This is a genomic window from Salmonella sp. SJTUF15591, assembly GCF_043356435.1.
Classification (GTDB): domain Bacteria; phylum Pseudomonadota; class Gammaproteobacteria; order Enterobacterales; family Enterobacteriaceae; genus Salmonella; species Salmonella enterica.
In genome coordinates this window covers 303,947-321,652 of record NZ_JBEUJO010000001.1, presented here as the reverse complement: position 1 = coordinate 321,652, position 17,706 = coordinate 303,947, and the positions used below count along the sequence as shown (strand labels likewise).

The following is a 17,706-nucleotide window of genomic DNA, read 5'->3' as shown; positions in this document are numbered from 1 at the left end:
TACTATCTGTATAGCACAGTTCCCGCCGCTCAACCAGCGTGCAAAATGCGTCAGGCAGCGGTCATGTCGGGCATCGCGTGCCAGACCGGCCAGCGAAAGCTAAATTTTGCGCCGCCCAGTTCGCTCTCGTCACAGACGACGCTACCGCCCATCGCCAGGGCGATAGAGTGTACGATGGCGAGTCCAAGCCCGCAGCCGCCTGTCGCCCGGTCTCTACTGGGGTCGAGTCTGACAAAAGGTTCAAATACGCGCTCACGCGCATCCGCTTCAATGCCGGGGCCGTCATCTTCAACTATCAGCGTTGCCTGACTGCCGTCGAGTAACAGACTGACCTGAACGGTGGTATGACTGTAGCGCAAGGCATTATTCAGCAGGTTATCCAGCACTCGCGACATTAACCGCATATCAAGCGCGCCATAATCGCCGATTACACATGTGACAAGGTTTACGGCACGTTCCGGGGTCACGCTCTGCACATCCTGCAAATGCGCGAGCAACCAGGCGGGGAGGTCGGGTTCGGTCAACATCAGTTCATTTTGTGGTCGGTCAAGGCGCGCATAGGTGAGCAGTTCTTCAATCAGCGCTTCCAGTTGACCAATATCGCGATTGAGCGCCTGTGATTCCGGCGGTGTCAGATTTTCACTCATTTCAAGCCGATAGCGTAAACGTACCAGCGGCGTGCGAAGCTCATGGGCGATACCGTCAATCAGCTGTTTTTTACTGGCGATCAGGGCATTAATGTTATCCGCCATCTGGTTGAACGCGACACCCAGACGTTCGAAACTGGAGCCATTATCGAAGTGCAGGCGTTCAGTCAAGTGACCCTCGCCAAAGCGCTGCGCGGCGGATTCGAGCCTGAGCATTTCTTGCCAGTGCGGGCGCATCCAGATAAACACAGGAAAGGCGAGAGAAAAGGCAATGAGCGCCATTAAGGCGATATCCAGCAGTCGCATTTGATGCAGGAAATAGAGATAGGGAACCGGGCCAACCGCCAGGACGTAATGGCTGCGCGGGATACGTTGAATAAAGGTGTATTGATCGTCAAGCGCGACAATATCGCCTTCACGCAGTCGCTGCGTGGTGGCGGCATCAAGCTTATAGTGATTTAACGGTTCAACGCGTAAATCGAAAGAGAGGTTCAGGTCCATCTCTTTTAACGTTTTCCCCCATTCACGCGGCGGGATTTCCCGCAGTTCGCTGCGCATCAGATAGAGCGAACTTTTCATCAGATCGTCGAGCGATTGCCTGCCCGCGCGTTCGGCGGTGAATTTGTACACCAGTCCGACCAATAAGGTCATGACCAGAAAACAGACGAACAGCAAAAGGTAAAACTGCACAAACAGCTTTTTCATCAACGCCCACCGGATCTTAATACATTAGCTCTATCGCACGCTGACGGAAAAGATTTCCCGTCAGCGCCGCTGGTGGGTTATAAAAGCAGGCTTTGCGTCAACTGACAACCTCATTGTCCGGCGTTAAGGTCCGGACTTTCGTGAACAATGCGTCCATCGACAAGCGTCAAAACAGCGCGAATGGTATCAATTCTGTCTTCCGGCATCGTCATAAATGGCTGATTGAGTACCGCCAGATCGGCCTGTTTTCCGACGCTAAGCTGGCCCCGGTGTTGTTCGGCAAAGGCGAGCCAGGCGGCATGACGTGTATATAACGCTAGCGCTTCCAGACGCGTGAGCCGCTCGCTGGCGGGTTTACGTACGGAACCGCCTGACGCTATACCGGTGATATGATATTCGATAGCGTGCCAGACACCGGCAATGCCAATACGCGTCGAATCGGTGCCGCCAGCTACGACAAGCCCTTTATCCAGCGCCAGTCGAACCGGTGGCGAATTGTCCGTCGCGCCGGGTGGATTGGCGTCACGGATGGCAAGCCCCTCAAAGTAAGGCCCCATTTGCACAGTGTATGCCAGACCCAGCTTACGCATTCGCTCAAGCGTCTGTGGCGAACCGGTATTCAGGTGCGCAATAGACCAGCGGAGAGGGCGCAGATCGTACTGCTGCGCTACCTGCTCAAAAATCGTCAATATCGCGTCGGCGCTGTCATCGGTATATGCATGGATCTCAAGCGGTATTCCCCGTTTTGCCGCAAATGTCGCGACCTGGCGAAGCGCGGTTTTGTCCTGCTCTGAGGAAGAAAACCCTGGGGCCATCCGCACGCCGTCATTCATTCCGGCCACCAGGCTTTCCCCCAGGCCAAGAAAAGCCAGTTGCCCGTCATCGGCACGCGCCGGGCGAAAGGCCATCAGGTTGCTGAACCACTGCGCTTCATGACCTTTCGCTTCTGGCTGTACCGGAATGCGATACCCCACGCGCAGCGGTAAATCCCCCTGGTTTCGCATTGCAAATAAAGGCTCATAAGCGGCGGCAGGCCCGGCAGAGGGGTCAATGATGCCGGTCACGCCGCGAGCGTTCATATCAGCGAAAAATTGCCGCAGACCGCCCTCGCGATCGGCGTTACTACTTATGCTGGCAAAAAGCTGATTGAACGCGGCGATGTCACCAAATAATTTCCCCGTGGCGCTACCTTTTGCGTCGCGCTCTACGCGGATTCCCGCTAAATCAGGAGGAGGGGTGTTGTTAAGGCCAAGTACGTCTATACCGCGCTGATTCACTAACGCATAGTCGTAAAGATACTGAATATAAGCCGGATGATCGGGAAGGGCGTGGCTCAGTTCGGCTACCGTCGGCGCCCGGTTTTCTGCAAATTGTGCCGGTATCCACGATCCCACTACGGCTACCCATTGAGCGTGGGGACGACGGTTAGCGTCGGCGCGTAATTTATCCAGCGCGTCTTTAAGCGAAGGGCTGTCGTACCAGTAGGTTTCGAATGTCCAGGTTTGTCCGCCGCGAATGGCGTGGATATGGGTATCGGTCAGACCGGGTATCACGGTTTTACCCTGTAAATCGATGGTACGGGTATGGTCGCCGCGCCATTCATTTGTCGCCGTATCATCGCCAATCGCCACAATGCGCGAGCCGGAAATCGCCAGCGCGCTGGCCTGCGGTTGGGCATCATTCAGAGTGATGATATTACCGTTATGCAAAATAATATCCGCTGCCGGGCGGGCGGCGGTGGCTGCGCCTGTGGCCGTGAGCAGAAAGAGAAGCGCGGTTCTGGAAAGCAGAGGCGGGACGAGACTGATCATTAGCATGTTCCTTTTGTCGGGCGATAAGCAAACCATAGAGAGCGAACAAGAATTGTTCAATCTGTGCCCAGGGAACAGTGCGTTCTGTTTTTAGAACGGTGGTGATGAAAAAAGAAAAGCCCGCCGAAACGGCGGGCTTGAGAAGAATTAATGAATAATTAGAACTGGTAAACCATACCCAGCGCGACAACGTCATCGGTATTAATGCCGTTATCTGCATAGAAGTTATCGTCGTCATCCAGCAGGTTGATTTTATAATCAACATAGGTGGAGAAGTTTTTGTTGAAATAGTAGGTGGCGCCGACATCAGCATATTTGACCAAATCTTTGTCTTCATTTACGCCTTTATTGACAAGGTCTTTACCTTTAGACATCAGGAAGGAAACTGCCGGACGTAAACCGAAATCAAATTGGTACTGCGCAGTAACTTCAAAGTTTTGTGTTTTATTAGCCACACCACCCTGAGCATCAGAATCCAAAGAGCCATATGGCGTCATATTCCGGGTTTCAGAATACATAGTGGCTAAATAGATGTTGTTGGCATCATATTTCAAGCCAGCAGTCCATGCATCTGCTTTATCGCCTTTTGCATACTGTTCGCCATGCGAAACCTGATCGTTTGTACGGTCAGATGTTGTGTAGGCAGCACCTGCGCTAAAGCCCATACCAAAATCGTAAGTGGTAGAAATACCAAAACCATCTCCGTTTTCTCTACGGAAATCGTCATCATCAGTACGGTTATTTGTACCTTCATTACCGTTACCGCTATTTTCATTATTGCCCTGGTATTGTAGAGCAAAACTCAGACCGTCTACCAGACCGAAGAAATCAGTGTTACGGTAGGTGGCCACGCCGTTAGCACGACCGGTCATGTAGTTGTCAGCGTAAGTATAGGAGTCGCCGCCGAACTCAGGCAGCATATCGGTCCAGCCTTCCACGTCGTACAGGACGCCGTAGTTACGACCATAGTCGAATGAGCCGTAGTCGCCGAATTTCAGGCCGGCGAATGCCAGACGAGTCCAGGAATTAGCGCCCTCGCCTTCGGTAGTGTTAGCCTGAACGTTATATTCCCACTGGCCGTAACCAGTCAGTTGGTCGTTAATCTGCGTTTCGCCTTTAAAACCGAAACGAACATAGGTTTGGTCGCCGTCAGAGCCACTATTGTCAGAGAAATAGTGCAGGCCGTCTACTTTCCCGTAAAGGTCCAGCTTATTGCCGTCTTTGTTATAAACTTCAGCGGCGTGTGCCGCGCCAGCAGCCAGCAGAGCCGGGATGACAAGTGCCAATACTTTTCTTTTCATTTTTTTATCCTTAAAAACTTAACTTATTTGCAAAAGATTGAACTTCTACAGATTCGTTGAATCAAAGGCATCCTAATCTGAATAATATTATTTCAGCAAATGCTAACTTTTCTTATATGTTATTAATTAATACAAAAGTTACTATCGGAAACGCATATATTTATGGTGAATATATTTGTTATTATATATTCATAGTTGTGATTTGTTTGATTTCACAATTTGCGAAAAAAGATGGCAATATAGCGGCGGGCAGACATTCTGTTATCAATTTTGTGAACTGGCTTCGAGTTTTTTTAATTTAATTTTTTTGGCGAAAAAGACGTAATGAAGAACCGCAACGCAGAGAAAACGGTAATAAAGGGGCTGTTCCGACTAATAAAAATAGCATCCATGTATGCAATGCCTGTTTTTTGAACAGTGGCGGTGATGAGCATCGCCACTATGACTTGATAAAGGCAGGTAAAATCTGTCGGCTAACTTATCCCGTCGTTTCGTCCCAGGCATGAGGGGCAAAAAGATAGCCTTTATTGCGAATGGTCTTTATACGATAGGGCTCAGCAGCGCTATCCAGCAGTTTCTTACGCAGGCGGGAAATCGCCACATCCACGCTGCGATCCAGACCATCATAATTGACGCCGCGCAGCGTTTTTAGCAACGCGTCGCGATCCATAATTTGTCCGGCGTGTGTCGCCAGTTCCCAGAGCAATTCAAAATCGGCGGTGGAGAGCGATATGAAATCGCCATTGAGCTGGACCGCCCGGTTAAGGGGATCGATGGTTAACGCGCCAAAACGCAGCGCTTTATGCGGCGTAAGCGCGCTCTCCTGAAGACTTTTTGCCTGTTGCGTTTGTTCGCTTTGCCGCAGGTGTAAGCGCAGACGCGCCAGCAAAACGGCCGGAGGCGTGGTTTTGAGGATGTAGTCGCAAGCGCCCATCTCCAGCGCCAGAATATGATTCATATCACTGTCCAGCGAGGTGAGCAGGACAATCGGGCCTTGCCAGCGGTGGCGCAGATCGCGGCATATCGTCATGCCATCTTTACCTGGAAGCATAATATCCAGTAAAACCAGATCGGGCTGAGTGGTGAGGATAAGATCCTCCGCCCGGTCACCACGCGGCTCAACAATGACATCAATATCATGTTTCGCCAGATAAGCGGCAATGAGAGAACCCACTTCAGCGTCGTCTTCAACAAATACAATGCGGTTCATATTATAAATGGAGAATAGAAAACGCCAACATACACCGCCTCTGTTTTCCCTTCCATAAATCTTTTCTAAACGAGAGCGGTTCCGTTATGCTACACGCTGTTGTTATTAGCATGTTAAGGCAAGGTAATGGGACTCGTGATTAAAGCTGCCCTGGGGGCGCTGGTCGTCGTATTGATTGGTCTGCTGTCAAAAACGAAAAATTATTATATCGCCGGATTAATTCCTCTGTTTCCAACGTTTGCGCTTATCGCGCACTATATCGTGGCCAGCGAGCGGGGCATCGACGCGATGCGTACCACCATCGTCTTTAGCATGTGGTCGATCATTCCTTATTTCATTTATCTTGCAACGCTATGGTATTTCAGCGGCGTGATGCGCCTGCCCGTCGCGCTTGGCGGTGCGGTGGTCTGCTGGGGGCTAAGCGCGTGGCTGCTGATTTTTTGCTGGATTAAATGGCATTAATATTGGCAAAGACCGTGGTTTCCCCATCGTAATACAGACGGATATTACGATGGGGAGGTTGTTAACCCACCAGCATCCACGTAGCCGGAACCGCCGCGACCAGCAATAAACCAATCAGCACGACTTCCTGACGATTTAATACGTTGTCATGCTTGTGCGTCCGACGCGCATACAGGAAAACCAGTAATCCAGGCGCGTACAGCACGACGGACAGCAGCAGGTGCATGGGACCCGACGCGTATAACAACCATAAGCCATAAATACAGGCTCCGATACCGACCGCCCGATGGAGGGGACGCGTTGCAATCTTCAGCAGAAATGCGCCGACCAGAAAGTAGGGCACCAGAATCATTTCTGACGCAATCGTCAATAGCGTGTTGTAGTCTGAACCGGTAAGCCAGATCAGCACCAGACAGATTTGCACACAGATATTGGTGAGCCATAACGACGCAGAAGGCGCGCCTTGCGCATTTTGTCGCGCGAAGATGCCCGGGAAGGATTTATAGGCTGCCGCCAGAAATGGCACCTCCGCCGCCATAATAGTCCAGCTTAGATAAGCCCCGCAGACAGACACAATCAGTCCCGCTGCAATAATAATTTCTCCCCACGGCCCCATCATTTTCACCATCAGACCGGCCATCGACGGGTTGCGCATCTCCGCCAGTTCCGGACGCGCAAGAACGCCAAGAGAAAGCAGCGTGACCAGGAGATATATTCCCAGCGCTGCGAGTACTGCCAGTAGCGTGGCGCGGCCTACATCGCGTTTATTTTTCGCTCGGGCCGAGACGACGACGGCGCCTTCAACGCCAATAAACACCCACAGCGTAATAAGCATGGTGTTCTTGACCTGTTCCCATACGGGAATACCGAGTTCAACACCGGTGAAGTCCAGTGTGAAGGTATCCAGTTTGAACATCATGATAGCCAGCACAATAAACGCGCCGAGCGGCAACAGTTTCGCCAGAGTCGCGACCAGATTGATGCTGGCTGCCGTTTGTACGCCGCGCAGGATGAGGAAATGGACAATCCAGAGCAGGACTGAAGCGCCGACAATAGCCTGCCAGGTATTACCGTCGCCAAACAGACGCAGGGCAGGCGTATCGGTAAAGAAACTCAGCGCTGAAAAAACGATAACCAAATAGGATACGTTGGCGATGACCGCGCACAGCCAATAGCCCCAGGCAGAACAAAAGCCAATCAGTTCGCCGAAGCCTTCGCGGGCGTAAGTAAAGATACCGCCGTCAAGCTCGGAGCGAATGCGTGTAAGGATTAACATGGCGAATGCCAGTAAGAGTATCCCCACGCCGGTAATGGCCCAGCCAATTAACAACGCAGCCGGACTGGCAACGGCGGCCATATTCTGGGGCAGACTGAAAACACCTGCGCCAAGCATTGAGCTTAAAACCAGCGCGGTCAGCGCGCTCAGTCCCAGTTTTTTTTCCATTGGTATCCAGCTATAAAAATGAAATTGGAAGAATAATTATTATGGCAAAACGCATAAAAATGGTGAAAGCCACTAAGGCGCGGGATTTTACGGAGAGAAGGGACCGCATGCAACGGCCTGGATAAGATTTATCGCCAAAAAAGCGAAAAGTGAGATTCATCGCGATATTTGACGGAACTGGCATCCCGCGAGAAAGTGCCGGATGGCGGCTTATCAGGCCTGCCGTTGAACGATTGTGTAGGCCTGATAAGGCAGTTATGCCGCCATCCGGCGAGAAAGCCTGATGGCGACGCGCGCCTTATTTATAGAGGTCGGCGCTGATGGTGATGTTATTGCCGCGCTCCTGCCACTGACGCGTAATATGATAATACTTAGCGCCTTTCTTCGCCGCGCGTTTGGCGACCTGATAGGAGATTTCTGTCATATTGCCGTAGTTGCCGGTGAACTTAACGCTGTCGAAAGGCACCATCATCGCAGCCGTCGCTTTATTCAGCTCCTCAACTTTTGTGCCATCCGGAAGTGTGACAGTGTAACGTCCGCCTTTGGAGGATTGCGTTTCGAAGAAACGGCCTACTTCGGCGCTCGGCGAGGCTGACGTGGCGACGCCTGGAATTTCGACTTTCTTCGCAGCTTCGCCGCCCTGAGCCAGCGCGGCGCGGCCAGCTTCAGAGTCTGCCGGAATAGCGTCCGGGCTCTGGACGATGCGTTTTTTCGCATCTTGTTTATAGATAAATGCAGTGATGCGCTGGTTTCCGCCCTGATTCGCATCTATCTGACGAACAATATAGAAAGCGTATGCGCCTTTTTGTTTCGCCGCTTTCGTAATGGCATCGTTAACTTCCGGCTGGCTACGGTAGAAGCCCTGAACGGTGACGGTGTCATACGGTTCTAATTGTACGGCCTGGTCTTTCGGTAATTCCACGATGCCATTAATGACACGATTTTTGGGCGCGTCGGCTTTCGGCGCGTCGGCTTTATACACGTCCGCCACAACACGCCAGTTACCACTATTGCCGAACTCCGAGGTGTCGACAACATAGAAGGAGGCTGCGCCTTCTTTATCTGCGCGGCGGGACACGGCGGAGACCGCATCGCCAATAGCATTAAAACGACCGGTAATAACGATGCGGTCATAAGGTTTTAGTGCAGCCGCTTGCTCCGGCGTCAGTTCTGTTGCTGCATGGACAGAAAAAGCAGCCGCAGAAAGCAGAGCCGACGCCAGGAGAGTGTTCTTAAGCTTCATAAAAATAATCCTTCGCCTTGCGCAAACCAGGTACTGGTATTGTTATTGACTAGAAACGTGGCTGATTATTGCATTTAAACCATATGGATGTCTGCGGGATTTTTCACGCATCGTGTCATGTATCCTATCTTTGATGATAACATTTACCGATATGTCGAAAAAAACGGCGTCCGGGCGGCTAAGCTAATGAAGCGCATAAATTTAATAAGTTAATTTAATGTTAATTTCTTGATCCCGGCAGGGGTTTAATGATGTTTTGCTGTCAAATTTGAGCGAATTATCAGCCCTCGCAGGCCATTTTCAAGGCATTATGGCTGCTTAGTGGCTGAATCGTTCATGTTTTGCAAATTTGATAAAAAATTCTGTTTTTTGGCGCTAGATCACAGGCGTTATTTTCAGTAGGTTATAGAGAGTTTGTAACGGTTTTATTCTGCTGGGGTAACATTTACCTCAAACGCGGGCAGGCGTACGCTTCTCGCGCTTACTGACAAACCATCATCAAAAATACCGATGGAAGGGAACATTTATGCGAATTGGCATACCAAAAGAGCGGTTACCCAATGAAACCCGTGTCGCTGCGACGCCGAAAACGGTAGAGCAGCTACTGAAGCTGGGGTTTAGCGTCGCTATCGAAAGCGGGGCGGGTCAACTGGCAAGTTTTGACGACAAAGCGTTTGCGCAGGCTGGCGCGGATATTGTAGACGGCAATGCTATCTGGCAGTCGGAAATTATTCTCAAGGTTAATGCGCCTGAAGAAGATGAAATCGCTTTACTGAACCCCGGAACTACGCTGGTCAGTTTTATCTGGCCTGCGCAAAATCCTGGGTTAATGGAGAAACTTGCCGAACGTAAGGTTACGGTGATGGCGATGGACTCCGTGCCGCGTATTTCCCGCGCGCAGTCGCTCGACGCGTTAAGCTCAATGGCGAATATCGCGGGTTATCGCGCCATTGTAGAGGCCGCGCATGAATTTGGGCGCTTCTTTACCGGCCAAATCACCGCCGCCGGGAAAGTGCCGCCGGCGAAGGTGATGGTGATTGGCGCGGGCGTTGCCGGTCTTGCGGCTATCGGCGCGGCAAACAGCCTGGGGGCGATTGTCCGCGCGTTTGACACTCGTCCTGAAGTCAAAGAGCAGGTCCAGAGTATGGGGGCTGAGTTCCTCGAACTGGATTTTAAAGAGGAAGCCGGTAGCGGCGATGGTTACGCCAAAGTGATGTCCGAGGCGTTTATCAAAGCGGAAATGGCGCTCTTTGCCGCCCAAGCCAAAGAAGTCGATATCATTGTTACCACCGCGTTGATTCCGGGCAAACCTGCGCCGAAGCTGATTACCCGCGATATGGTCGATTCTATGAAGGCTGGCAGCGTGATTGTCGACCTGGCCGCGCAGAATGGCGGTAACTGTGAATATACCGTCGCCAATCAGGTTGTGACGACGGACAATGGCGTAAAAGTGATTGGCTACACCGATCTACCGGGGCGTTTGCCGACGCAGTCATCCCAGCTTTATGGCACCAACCTGGTTAACCTGCTGAAGCTGCTGTGCAAAGAGAAAGACGGCAATATTGACGTGGATTTTGACGATGTCGTGATCCGTGGCGTGACGGTGATTCGCGACGGCGACATTACCTGGCCTGCGCCGCCAATCCAGGTTTCCGCGCAGCCACAGGCCGCGCCTAAAGCAGCACCTGCGCCAAAAGAGCCGGAAAAGCCCACTTCACCCTGGCGGAAGTATGCGTTAATGGCGCTGGCGATCATTCTTTTTGGCTGGCTGGCCGATGTCGCGCCAAAAGAGTTCCTCGGCCATTTTACCGTGTTTGCGCTCGCCTGCGTGGTTGGTTATTACGTGGTGTGGAACGTGTCTCATGCGCTTCATACGCCATTAATGTCGGTGACCAACGCAATTTCAGGGATTATTGTTGTCGGGGCATTATTGCAAATTGGTCAGGGCGGCTGGGTCAGCTTCCTGAGCTTTATCGCGGTGCTTATCGCCAGCATTAATATTTTCGGTGGCTTCACCGTGACTCAGCGTATGCTGAAAATGTTCCGGAAAAACTAAGGGGTAACACATGTCTGGAGGATTAGTTACAGCTGCATACATTGTTGCCGCGATCCTGTTTATTTTCAGTCTTGCCGGGCTTTCAAAGCATGAAACGTCCCGCCAGGGGAATAACTTCGGTATTGCCGGGATGGCGATCGCGTTGCTGGCGACCATTTTCGGGCCGGATACCGGCAATGTGGCATGGATTCTGGTCGCCATGATTATTGGCGGCGCGATTGGCATCCGCATGGCGAAAAAAGTTGAGATGACCGAGATGCCGGAGCTGGTCGCGATTCTGCACAGTTTCGTGGGCCTGGCAGCGGTACTGGTTGGTTTTAACAGCTATCTGTACCATGACGCCAGTCTGGCGCCGGTGCTGGTGAATATCCATCTGACCGAAGTCTTCCTCGGTATCTTTATTGGCGCAGTCACTTTCACTGGATCGATCGTAGCGTTTGGTAAACTGCGCGGCAAAATCTCTTCTAAGCCGTTGATGTTGCCTAACCGTCACAAAATGAACCTGGCGGCGCTGGTTGTTTCTTTCCTGTTGCTGCTGGTTTTTGTTCGTACCGAAAGCGTGGGTCTACAGGTACTGGCGCTACTGCTGATGACCATTATCGCGCTGGCGTTTGGTTGGCATCTGGTCGCTTCTATCGGCGGGGCGGACATGCCGGTGGTTGTTTCAATGCTGAACTCCTATTCCGGTTGGGCTGCCGCGGCGGCTGGCTTCATGTTGAGCAACGATTTGCTGATTGTGACCGGCGCGCTGGTCGGTTCGTCAGGCGCGATCCTGTCTTACATTATGTGTAAAGCGATGAACCGCTCTTTCATCAGCGTTATTGCCGGTGGGTTCGGTACTGACGGCTCCTCAACAGGCGACGATCAGGAAGCTGGCGAACATCGCGAAATCACAGCGGAAGAGACCGCTGAGATGCTGAAAAACTCCCACTCCGTCATTATTACGCCGGGGTACGGGATGGCGGTGGCGCAGGCGCAGTATCCGGTGGCGGAAATCACCGAAAAACTGCGTGCGCGCGGTATCAACGTGCGTTTCGGCATTCATCCGGTGGCAGGGCGTTTGCCCGGTCATATGAACGTGCTGTTGGCGGAGGCGAAAGTGCCTTATGACATCGTGCTGGAGATGGACGAGATCAATGATGATTTCGCCGATACCGATACCGTGCTGGTGATTGGCGCGAACGATACGGTGAACCCGGCGGCGCAAGACGATCCCCGCAGCCCGATCGCCGGTATGCCGGTTCTCGAAGTGTGGAAAGCACAGAATGTCGTGGTCTTTAAGCGTTCAATGAATACCGGTTATGCTGGTGTGCAGAACCCGCTGTTCTTTAAAGAGAATACGCAAATGCTGTTTGGCGATGCAAAAGCCAGCGTGGATGCAATTCTGAAAGCGCTTTAATCTTTTAAACGTGCGGCGGCCTCTTCGGAGGCCGTTTTTATACACTTCATCCTTTAAGCTGCCTCTTTGTTGGCTGCGCTCAGAACCCCCGGTCACATAGTTATCTATGCTCCCGGGGATTTCTTCCCTTGCCGCCGCGATGCACCTTGAATGATTTTGTGTATGTATTGCATTTTATCTTTTGTTTAAATCGCTAAGCAGAACGGCGATACTCTGCCCGCCGGTGGTCTGTTCGAGGGCGATTTTGACAATGATGGTTAACGGAACGGAGAGCAACATGCCCACCGGACCTAATAGCCAGCCCCAGAAAATTAACGACAAAAATACCACTAAGGTTGAAAGGCCTAAACCACGTCCCATGATTCGTGGCTCAAGGATATTGCCGAAGACCAGATTAATCAGCAGATAGCCTGCCAGCACCAGCAGCGCATCATAAAACCCGTTAAATACCAGCACCTGAATAATGGGCGGCAGGGCAGCGAGCACCGATCCAATATTAGGAATATAGTTCAGCGCGAAGGCCAGTAGTCCCCAGACAAAGGCGAAGCGGACATCCAGCGCGGCCAGCATTCCCCATGCGACCAGTCCCGTCACGATACTGATCGCTGTTTTTAACACCAGATAATGGGAAACGCTATCAAGCGCGCGTTGAATTGCCGCCATGCCTTCCACCGGACGGCTCATCATCTGCTGCAGTTTTTCAGGCAATTGTGGAACCTCCAGCAGCATAAATACCACGGTCAATAACAATAAAAAGATGGACGACATGGCATTGGACAGCTGGGTGAGCAGGTTCGTTACCAGAGTCATGGCGGCGTTTGGATCGATATATTTCGCCAGCTCATCAACCGACACGCCAATGCCAGCTCGCTGCAACCACGGTTCGATACGTTGCAACGGTATCACCAATGAGGAGCGATATTGTGGTAGGGTACGAGCCAGTTCATTTAATGATGTTCCCAAATAGGCCAGTAGCAGTACCATTAACATAACAATAATCACAATGAGCAATGATACGGCGATAACGCGCGGAATTCGGCATCGGGTCATCCGTTGCACAACGGGATTGAGAACGACTGCAATAAATAACGCCAAAATAAAGGGAACAATGATATCTGCGGCGAAGCGGATACCGCTCAGAATAACTACCAGCATTCCCAGCATAATGACGATTTTTAGACCATTGAGCGTGATGATCGGTTTTGCCATATCAGTCCCTGTTTTCTGATGCCGACTCGAATAATAATGTGATGTCGGTCGACCTGTTCTGGTTAAAATCAAACACTTCAGGTAAAGAAGTGAAAATATTTTGAGTTAATTCCTGGCTTATGATACAAATCAGGCGTGTTCAACTACCGAGGACAATTATCATCCGCGATGACGAGAAGCAACACTGCGGATAATTGTAATATTATGGACAATATGTTCAGCGCTTTTTTCTCCACGCAAACGCATCTTCACTCTACCTCCTTTTTCCTGCTTATCGGCGAGCAGCACTGGCGTAACGCGCTTTAGTCTCTCACTTCTGCCTGAGCTGGCGCAACGCGCTGTGCTAACTGATTTTATTTTTTAGTTTGCTGCGTGCAGCAGACTCGAAAGAGTATATTCTCATGCAGGAGAAGTGTCATGTTTTACTGGATTTTATTAGCTCTGGCTATCGCGACTGAAATTACCGGCACGCTCTCAATGAAATGGGCTAGCGTGGGTAATGGCAATGCGGGTTTTATTTTAATGCTGGTGATGATCACGCTGTCATATATATTTCTTTCTTTTGCGGTAAAAAAGATTGCCCTGGGTGTAGCGTATGCCTTATGGGAAGGGATCGGCATTTTATTTATTACCATTTTTAGCGTGCTGCTATTTGATGAAGCATTATCAACCATGAAGATTGCCGGCTTGCTGACGTTGGTCGCCGGCATCGTATTGATCAAATCAGGGACGCGTAAACCCGGCAAACCAGTAAAGGAGGCGGCTCGTGCAACAATTTGAATGGATACACGGCGCCTGGCTTGGGCTGGCAATAATGCTGGAAATCGCGGCTAACGTACTGTTGAAATTTTCGGACGGCTTTCGCCGTAAATGCTATGGCATCTTATCGCTTGCCGCTGTTCTGGCCGCCTTCAGCGCGCTTTCCCAGGCGGTTAAAGGGATAGACCTGTCGGTGGCGTATGCGCTATGGGGCGGTTTTGGTATTGCCGCCACGCTGGCGGCGGGCTGGGTGCTCTTCGGCCAGCGCTTAAACCCCAAAGGCTGGGTTGGCGTGATATTGCTGCTCGCCGGAATGGTCATGATCAAATTTGCCTGAGACGATCGCTGCCTGTCGGTTCAGGCAGCGATTCCCGCATTAATCCTGCGCCAGAGCTTTCAGCTTATCGCGAAAGCCGGTGACGGATATAGCGCGGTTATCGGCGCGCCAGCGATCTTTAGCCGCAGGGGCGGAGCTTTGTACGCCAATGAGCTGCCATCCGCTATCCGTGTGCAATAATAACGGCGAGCCGCTGTCGCCAGGTAACGTGTCGCACTGGTGTGAGAGTACGGCATTCTGCGCCCAGCCGGTCACGACGCAATCCTGATGGGAATAGAGCGCATTCAGATGATCTTCCGGATAACCGGACTGCGTGACTTTTCGGTCTGCGGCTTTCAACGCCGCAGTGAGCGCCGCTTTATCGCCGGTAAATAAAGGCACTGGCGTGATACCGGAAGGTGGGTAGCGCAATATTACCAGACCAAAATCCCAGCTTGCCGCGGCAGGCGGCACAATCCAGCCATCGCCATCCGCTTTCAGACGTCGGCCCAGCGACGGTTCAACGCGGCCTTCAATGCCGTGGATTTCATAGCGCCATACTCCTTTTCGCGCCACAAAACGCAGCGCAACCGCCTTGTCTGGTTTTCCTTTCGGTGGCGTTAGCAGGCAGTGACCTGCTGTCAGGGCGATATGCGGGGAGATAAGCGTTGCCGTACACAAATTACCGCTGGCGGTCTCTAGTTGACCGATGGCATCCCACGGCGATTGGGTAGGATCGGCGACGGGCACCCGATCGTCATGGTTAAAAAAAAGCGTTTTGACGTCGCTGGCATCCGTGGCGTCTGTTTCAGCCCCCCTGGCTTTCGCCATAACCGGTAAAAAACACACTATGCCCAGTAATACAGCAATGGTTTTATGCATATCACACTCTGGTGGGTAATTATGATTATTAACAACAAACCCTCAGTACTACTATAGACGTGACGGTAAGAAAGTGGGAGTAAAATCAGATAACTACACTCAGGAAAGATAGAAATGCGTGGCAATAACGGCGCATAAAATAAGCACGATAAGAATGAGCTCAAAGCGGTAGCGAGACACTTTTTTGCCCTCCCGGAAGGCGGCGCTAAACCAGAACAATTTAGCGCCGTAAAAACGGGCGCGGGGGCGCGCCGCAGCATGTTACGACTTACGCAGCCGGCTGCGAAGTTGTTTTTGACACAGATTTGGCTGGGGCTTTTTTGCCATCTTTTTTCTGGTGTTTTTTAGCCGCCTGCGCTTTTTGCTCAACGGTTTTTTTATGCTGTTTTTTGTGGTGCTGGGTGTTCTGGGTTGTTTTGGCAGGCGTTGCGGTTTTCGCAGGCGTTGCAGTCTCAGCCGCGAATGCTGCGGAAGAGAGACCCATTGCAGCGGCAACAACCAGAGCTAATACTTTTTTCATTTTGATACCCTCGATTTGGTTTTCATTCAACCCCACTGCGGGGCCGGTGAAATGACTATATCGCTGTTATCAAAAGGCTTCCGTGAGTGATTGGTTTCGGCATGTAACGCTATGTACAATCCCCCGGTAACGCGATGTCAGCCCCCACCATAATAGGTAGCTTTACGTTACCGGCCGTTATTTTTGGCCGCAGAGTCGGTAATATCCGCCCTCCAGAATAACAGGCACACCGTATATGAATCCGATAATCTGGGTGGTATTTACGCTTCTGGCGCTGGATGCAATCAGAGAAGTTATGGGCGTATCAAGCCTGACAGGTCTGTGGTGAACAGTGAGTCGTGGCGTGAAACCAGCCCGGCGATAGCGCACGTTGCTATCGCCGGATTATTTCTTTTCAGGCGTGAAGACGGTGATGTAACCGCGTCCCGACCAGGATGGCCAGCACCAGCATTAGCGCGATAAAACCGCCTACGCCGTTCCAGCCGTAACTATGCCAGAATACGCCGCCTAGCGTCCCGGCGATACTGGACCCCAGATAGTAGCTGAAAAGATAAAGTGACGAGGCCTGTCCCTTCGCCCGGCGCGCACGCGGGCCAATCCAACTACTGGCCACGGAGTGCGCGGCGAAAAAGCCGGCGGAAAAAAGCAGCATCCCGGCAAAAATCAGCCAAAGCGAGGTAAAAAGCGTCAGTAAAAGCCCGCCCAGCATTACTGCGGTAGAGAACAGCATCACCGGCCCCCGGCCATAGCGTGAGGTCATTGCGCCAGCTTTCGGCGAGCTCCATGTGCCGGTGAGATAGGCTACGGATAACAGTCCGACCACGGCCTGGCTTAATTCCCAGGGGGAGAGCATCAGGCGATAGCCAATGTAGTTAAACAGGGTGACGAACGCGCCCATCAGTAAAAAACCTTCCGCAAACAGCAGAGGTAGCCCCCGATCGCGCCAGTGGAGACGGAAATTAATAAATAGCGTTTTAGGCCGTAGCGACGTGGGACGGAAATGTTGCGAGGCGGGTAAAATCTTCCAGAACATCAGCGCGGACGCCAGCGCAAAGCATCCGATGGCCGCCAGCGCGATGCGCCAGTTAAAAAAGTCGGTCATGACGCCGCTTAATAAACGCCCGCTCATCCCGCCGATGGAATTACCGCTAATATAGAGTCCCATAGAGAAAGCGACAAAGCTGGGATGGATTTCTTCACTCAGGTAGGTCATTCCCACCGCGGCGACGCCGCTTAACGACAGACCGATCAGCGCACGCATAATCAGAATACCATGCCAGCTGGTCATCATGGTTGATAACAATGTGCAGCAGGAGGCTAATAACAAGGCGGTGACCATCACCGGTTTACGGCCTATCGCATCAGAAAGCGGGCCGGTAAAAAGTAAGCCGATAGCCAGCATGGCGGTAGAAATAGAAAGTGAAACGCTGCTGCTGGCGGGGGAGACGCCAAACTCCTGGGAAAGTACCGGTAGTATAGGCTGGACGCAATAAAGGAGCGCGAAAGTCGCCAGGCCCGCGGAAAAAAGAGCCAGCGTGACGCGCATGAAAGGCGCTGTACCGCGTTTAATAAATTGAACCGGCTGAGAATGGCGTTGTTCATCGATATCGCTCGCCGTGGCGTCATCGAGAATAGTTGTACGACTCACGTTAAATCCTTGCTTTACATCTCCGTCAACAGGAGACGGGTATAACCGACATGTAAAGCATAGAAAAAGCAAAATATTCTGTCTAATATATTAA

16 protein-coding genes are annotated in these 17,706 nt (G+C 51.7%); 6 read left to right on the top strand and 10 right to left on the bottom strand.

Features of this window, described 5'->3' with window-relative positions:
• Positions 1–50: 50 nt before the first annotated feature.
• The 4 genes from rstB to rstA all read right to left on the bottom strand — a co-directional run bounded on the left by rstB (position 51) and on the right by rstA (position 5,674).
• On the bottom strand, positions 51–1,352 hold the full coding sequence (gene rstB, locus ABVM99_RS01515; protein WP_000732951.1) for a two-component system sensor histidine kinase RstB: 1,302 nt from the start codon (positions 1,350–1,352) through the stop codon (positions 51–53).
• Positions 1,353–1,462: 110 nt separating this feature from the next.
• Positions 1,463–3,169, bottom strand: coding sequence for an amidohydrolase (locus tag ABVM99_RS01510; protein ID WP_072101838.1), 1,707 nt, complete (start codon positions 3,167–3,169; stop codon positions 1,463–1,465).
• Positions 3,170–3,321: 152 nt separating this feature from the next.
• A complete protein-coding gene (ompC, locus tag ABVM99_RS01505; RefSeq protein ID WP_000824335.1) occupies positions 3,322–4,464 on the bottom strand; it encodes a porin OmpC in 1,143 nt (380 codons plus the stop codon).
• Positions 4,465–4,942: 478 nt separating this feature from the next.
• Positions 4,943–5,674, bottom strand: a complete 732-nt coding sequence (rstA, locus tag ABVM99_RS01500; RefSeq protein WP_001080048.1) for a two-component system response regulator RstA — start codon at positions 5,672–5,674, stop codon at positions 4,943–4,945.
• 126 nt (positions 5,675–5,800) lie between these two features.
• Between rstA and ABVM99_RS01495 the strand changes: the two genes are divergently transcribed.
• Positions 5,801–6,136, top strand: coding sequence for a GlpM family protein (locus ABVM99_RS01495; RefSeq protein ID WP_000524877.1), 336 nt, complete (start codon positions 5,801–5,803; stop codon positions 6,134–6,136).
• Positions 6,137–6,197: 61 nt separating this feature from the next.
• Here ABVM99_RS01495 and ABVM99_RS01490 read toward each other — a convergent pair whose 3' ends face one another.
• On the bottom strand, positions 6,198–7,580 hold the full coding sequence (locus ABVM99_RS01490; protein ID WP_000412353.1) for an amino acid permease: 1,383 nt from the start codon (positions 7,578–7,580) through the stop codon (positions 6,198–6,200).
• Between the two features lie 298 nt (positions 7,581–7,878).
• On the bottom strand, positions 7,879–8,823 hold the full coding sequence (gene ydgH, locus ABVM99_RS01485) for a DUF1471 family protein YdgH (protein WP_000769294.1): 945 nt from the start codon (positions 8,821–8,823) through the stop codon (positions 7,879–7,881).
• A gap of 526 nt (positions 8,824–9,349) precedes the next feature.
• On the opposite strand from ydgH, the gene pntA reads away from it, so the two are divergent.
• Both pntA and pntB read left to right on the top strand, forming a co-directional pair.
• Positions 9,350–10,879: a Re/Si-specific NAD(P)(+) transhydrogenase subunit alpha gene (gene pntA, locus ABVM99_RS01480; protein ID WP_001219355.1), complete on the top strand. Its 1,530-nt coding sequence runs from the start codon at positions 9,350–9,352 to the stop codon at positions 10,877–10,879.
• Positions 10,880–10,889: 10 nt separating this feature from the next.
• The gene (gene pntB, locus ABVM99_RS01475; protein ID WP_000014056.1) at positions 10,890–12,278 is read left to right on the top strand and encodes a Re/Si-specific NAD(P)(+) transhydrogenase subunit beta; all 1,389 of its coding nucleotides are present in this window, start codon (positions 10,890–10,892) and stop codon (positions 12,276–12,278) included.
• Between the two features lie 174 nt (positions 12,279–12,452).
• Here the strand turns inward: pntB and ABVM99_RS01470 are convergent, their stop codons facing one another.
• Positions 12,453–13,487 carry an AI-2E family transporter gene (locus tag ABVM99_RS01470; protein ID WP_001118268.1) on the bottom strand — a complete coding sequence of 345 codons (1,035 nt, stop codon included), beginning with the start codon at positions 13,485–13,487 and terminating at the stop codon, positions 12,453–12,455.
• 417 nt (positions 13,488–13,904) lie between these two features.
• Here ABVM99_RS01470 and mdtJ point away from each other — a divergent pair, with 417 nt between their 5' ends.
• Positions 13,905–14,267 (top strand): multidrug/spermidine efflux SMR transporter subunit MdtJ, encoded by a 363-nt coding sequence (gene mdtJ / locus ABVM99_RS01465; RefSeq protein ID WP_000500277.1) that lies wholly within the window; start codon positions 13,905–13,907, stop codon positions 14,265–14,267.
• Positions 14,254–14,583, top strand: a complete 330-nt coding sequence (gene mdtI, locus ABVM99_RS01460; RefSeq protein ID WP_001183821.1) for a multidrug/spermidine efflux SMR transporter subunit MdtI — start codon at positions 14,254–14,256, stop codon at positions 14,581–14,583. The genes mdtJ and mdtI overlap by 14 nt, the downstream gene beginning before the upstream one ends.
• A 39-nt stretch (positions 14,584–14,622) precedes the next feature.
• Here the strand turns inward: mdtI and ABVM99_RS01455 are convergent, their stop codons facing one another.
• Positions 14,623–15,444, bottom strand: coding sequence for a serine protease (locus ABVM99_RS01455; protein ID WP_000549649.1), 822 nt, complete (start codon positions 15,442–15,444; stop codon positions 14,623–14,625).
• A 268-nt stretch (positions 15,445–15,712) separates the two neighbouring features.
• Positions 15,713–15,964, bottom strand: coding sequence for an acid resistance repetitive basic protein Asr (gene asr / locus ABVM99_RS01450; protein ID WP_023193189.1), 252 nt, complete (start codon positions 15,962–15,964; stop codon positions 15,713–15,715).
• A gap of 235 nt (positions 15,965–16,199) precedes the next feature.
• Here asr and ABVM99_RS01445 point away from each other — a divergent pair, with 235 nt between their 5' ends.
• On the top strand, positions 16,200–16,292 hold the full coding sequence (locus ABVM99_RS01445; RefSeq protein ID WP_001068154.1) for a KPN_01571 family protein: 93 nt from the start codon (positions 16,200–16,202) through the stop codon (positions 16,290–16,292).
• A 66-nt stretch (positions 16,293–16,358) separates the two neighbouring features.
• Here ABVM99_RS01445 and ABVM99_RS01440 read toward each other — a convergent pair whose 3' ends face one another.
• Positions 16,359–17,612, bottom strand: a complete 1,254-nt coding sequence (locus ABVM99_RS01440) for an MFS transporter (protein ID WP_000091796.1) — start codon at positions 17,610–17,612, stop codon at positions 16,359–16,361.
• Between the last annotated feature and the right edge of the window lie 94 nt (positions 17,613–17,706).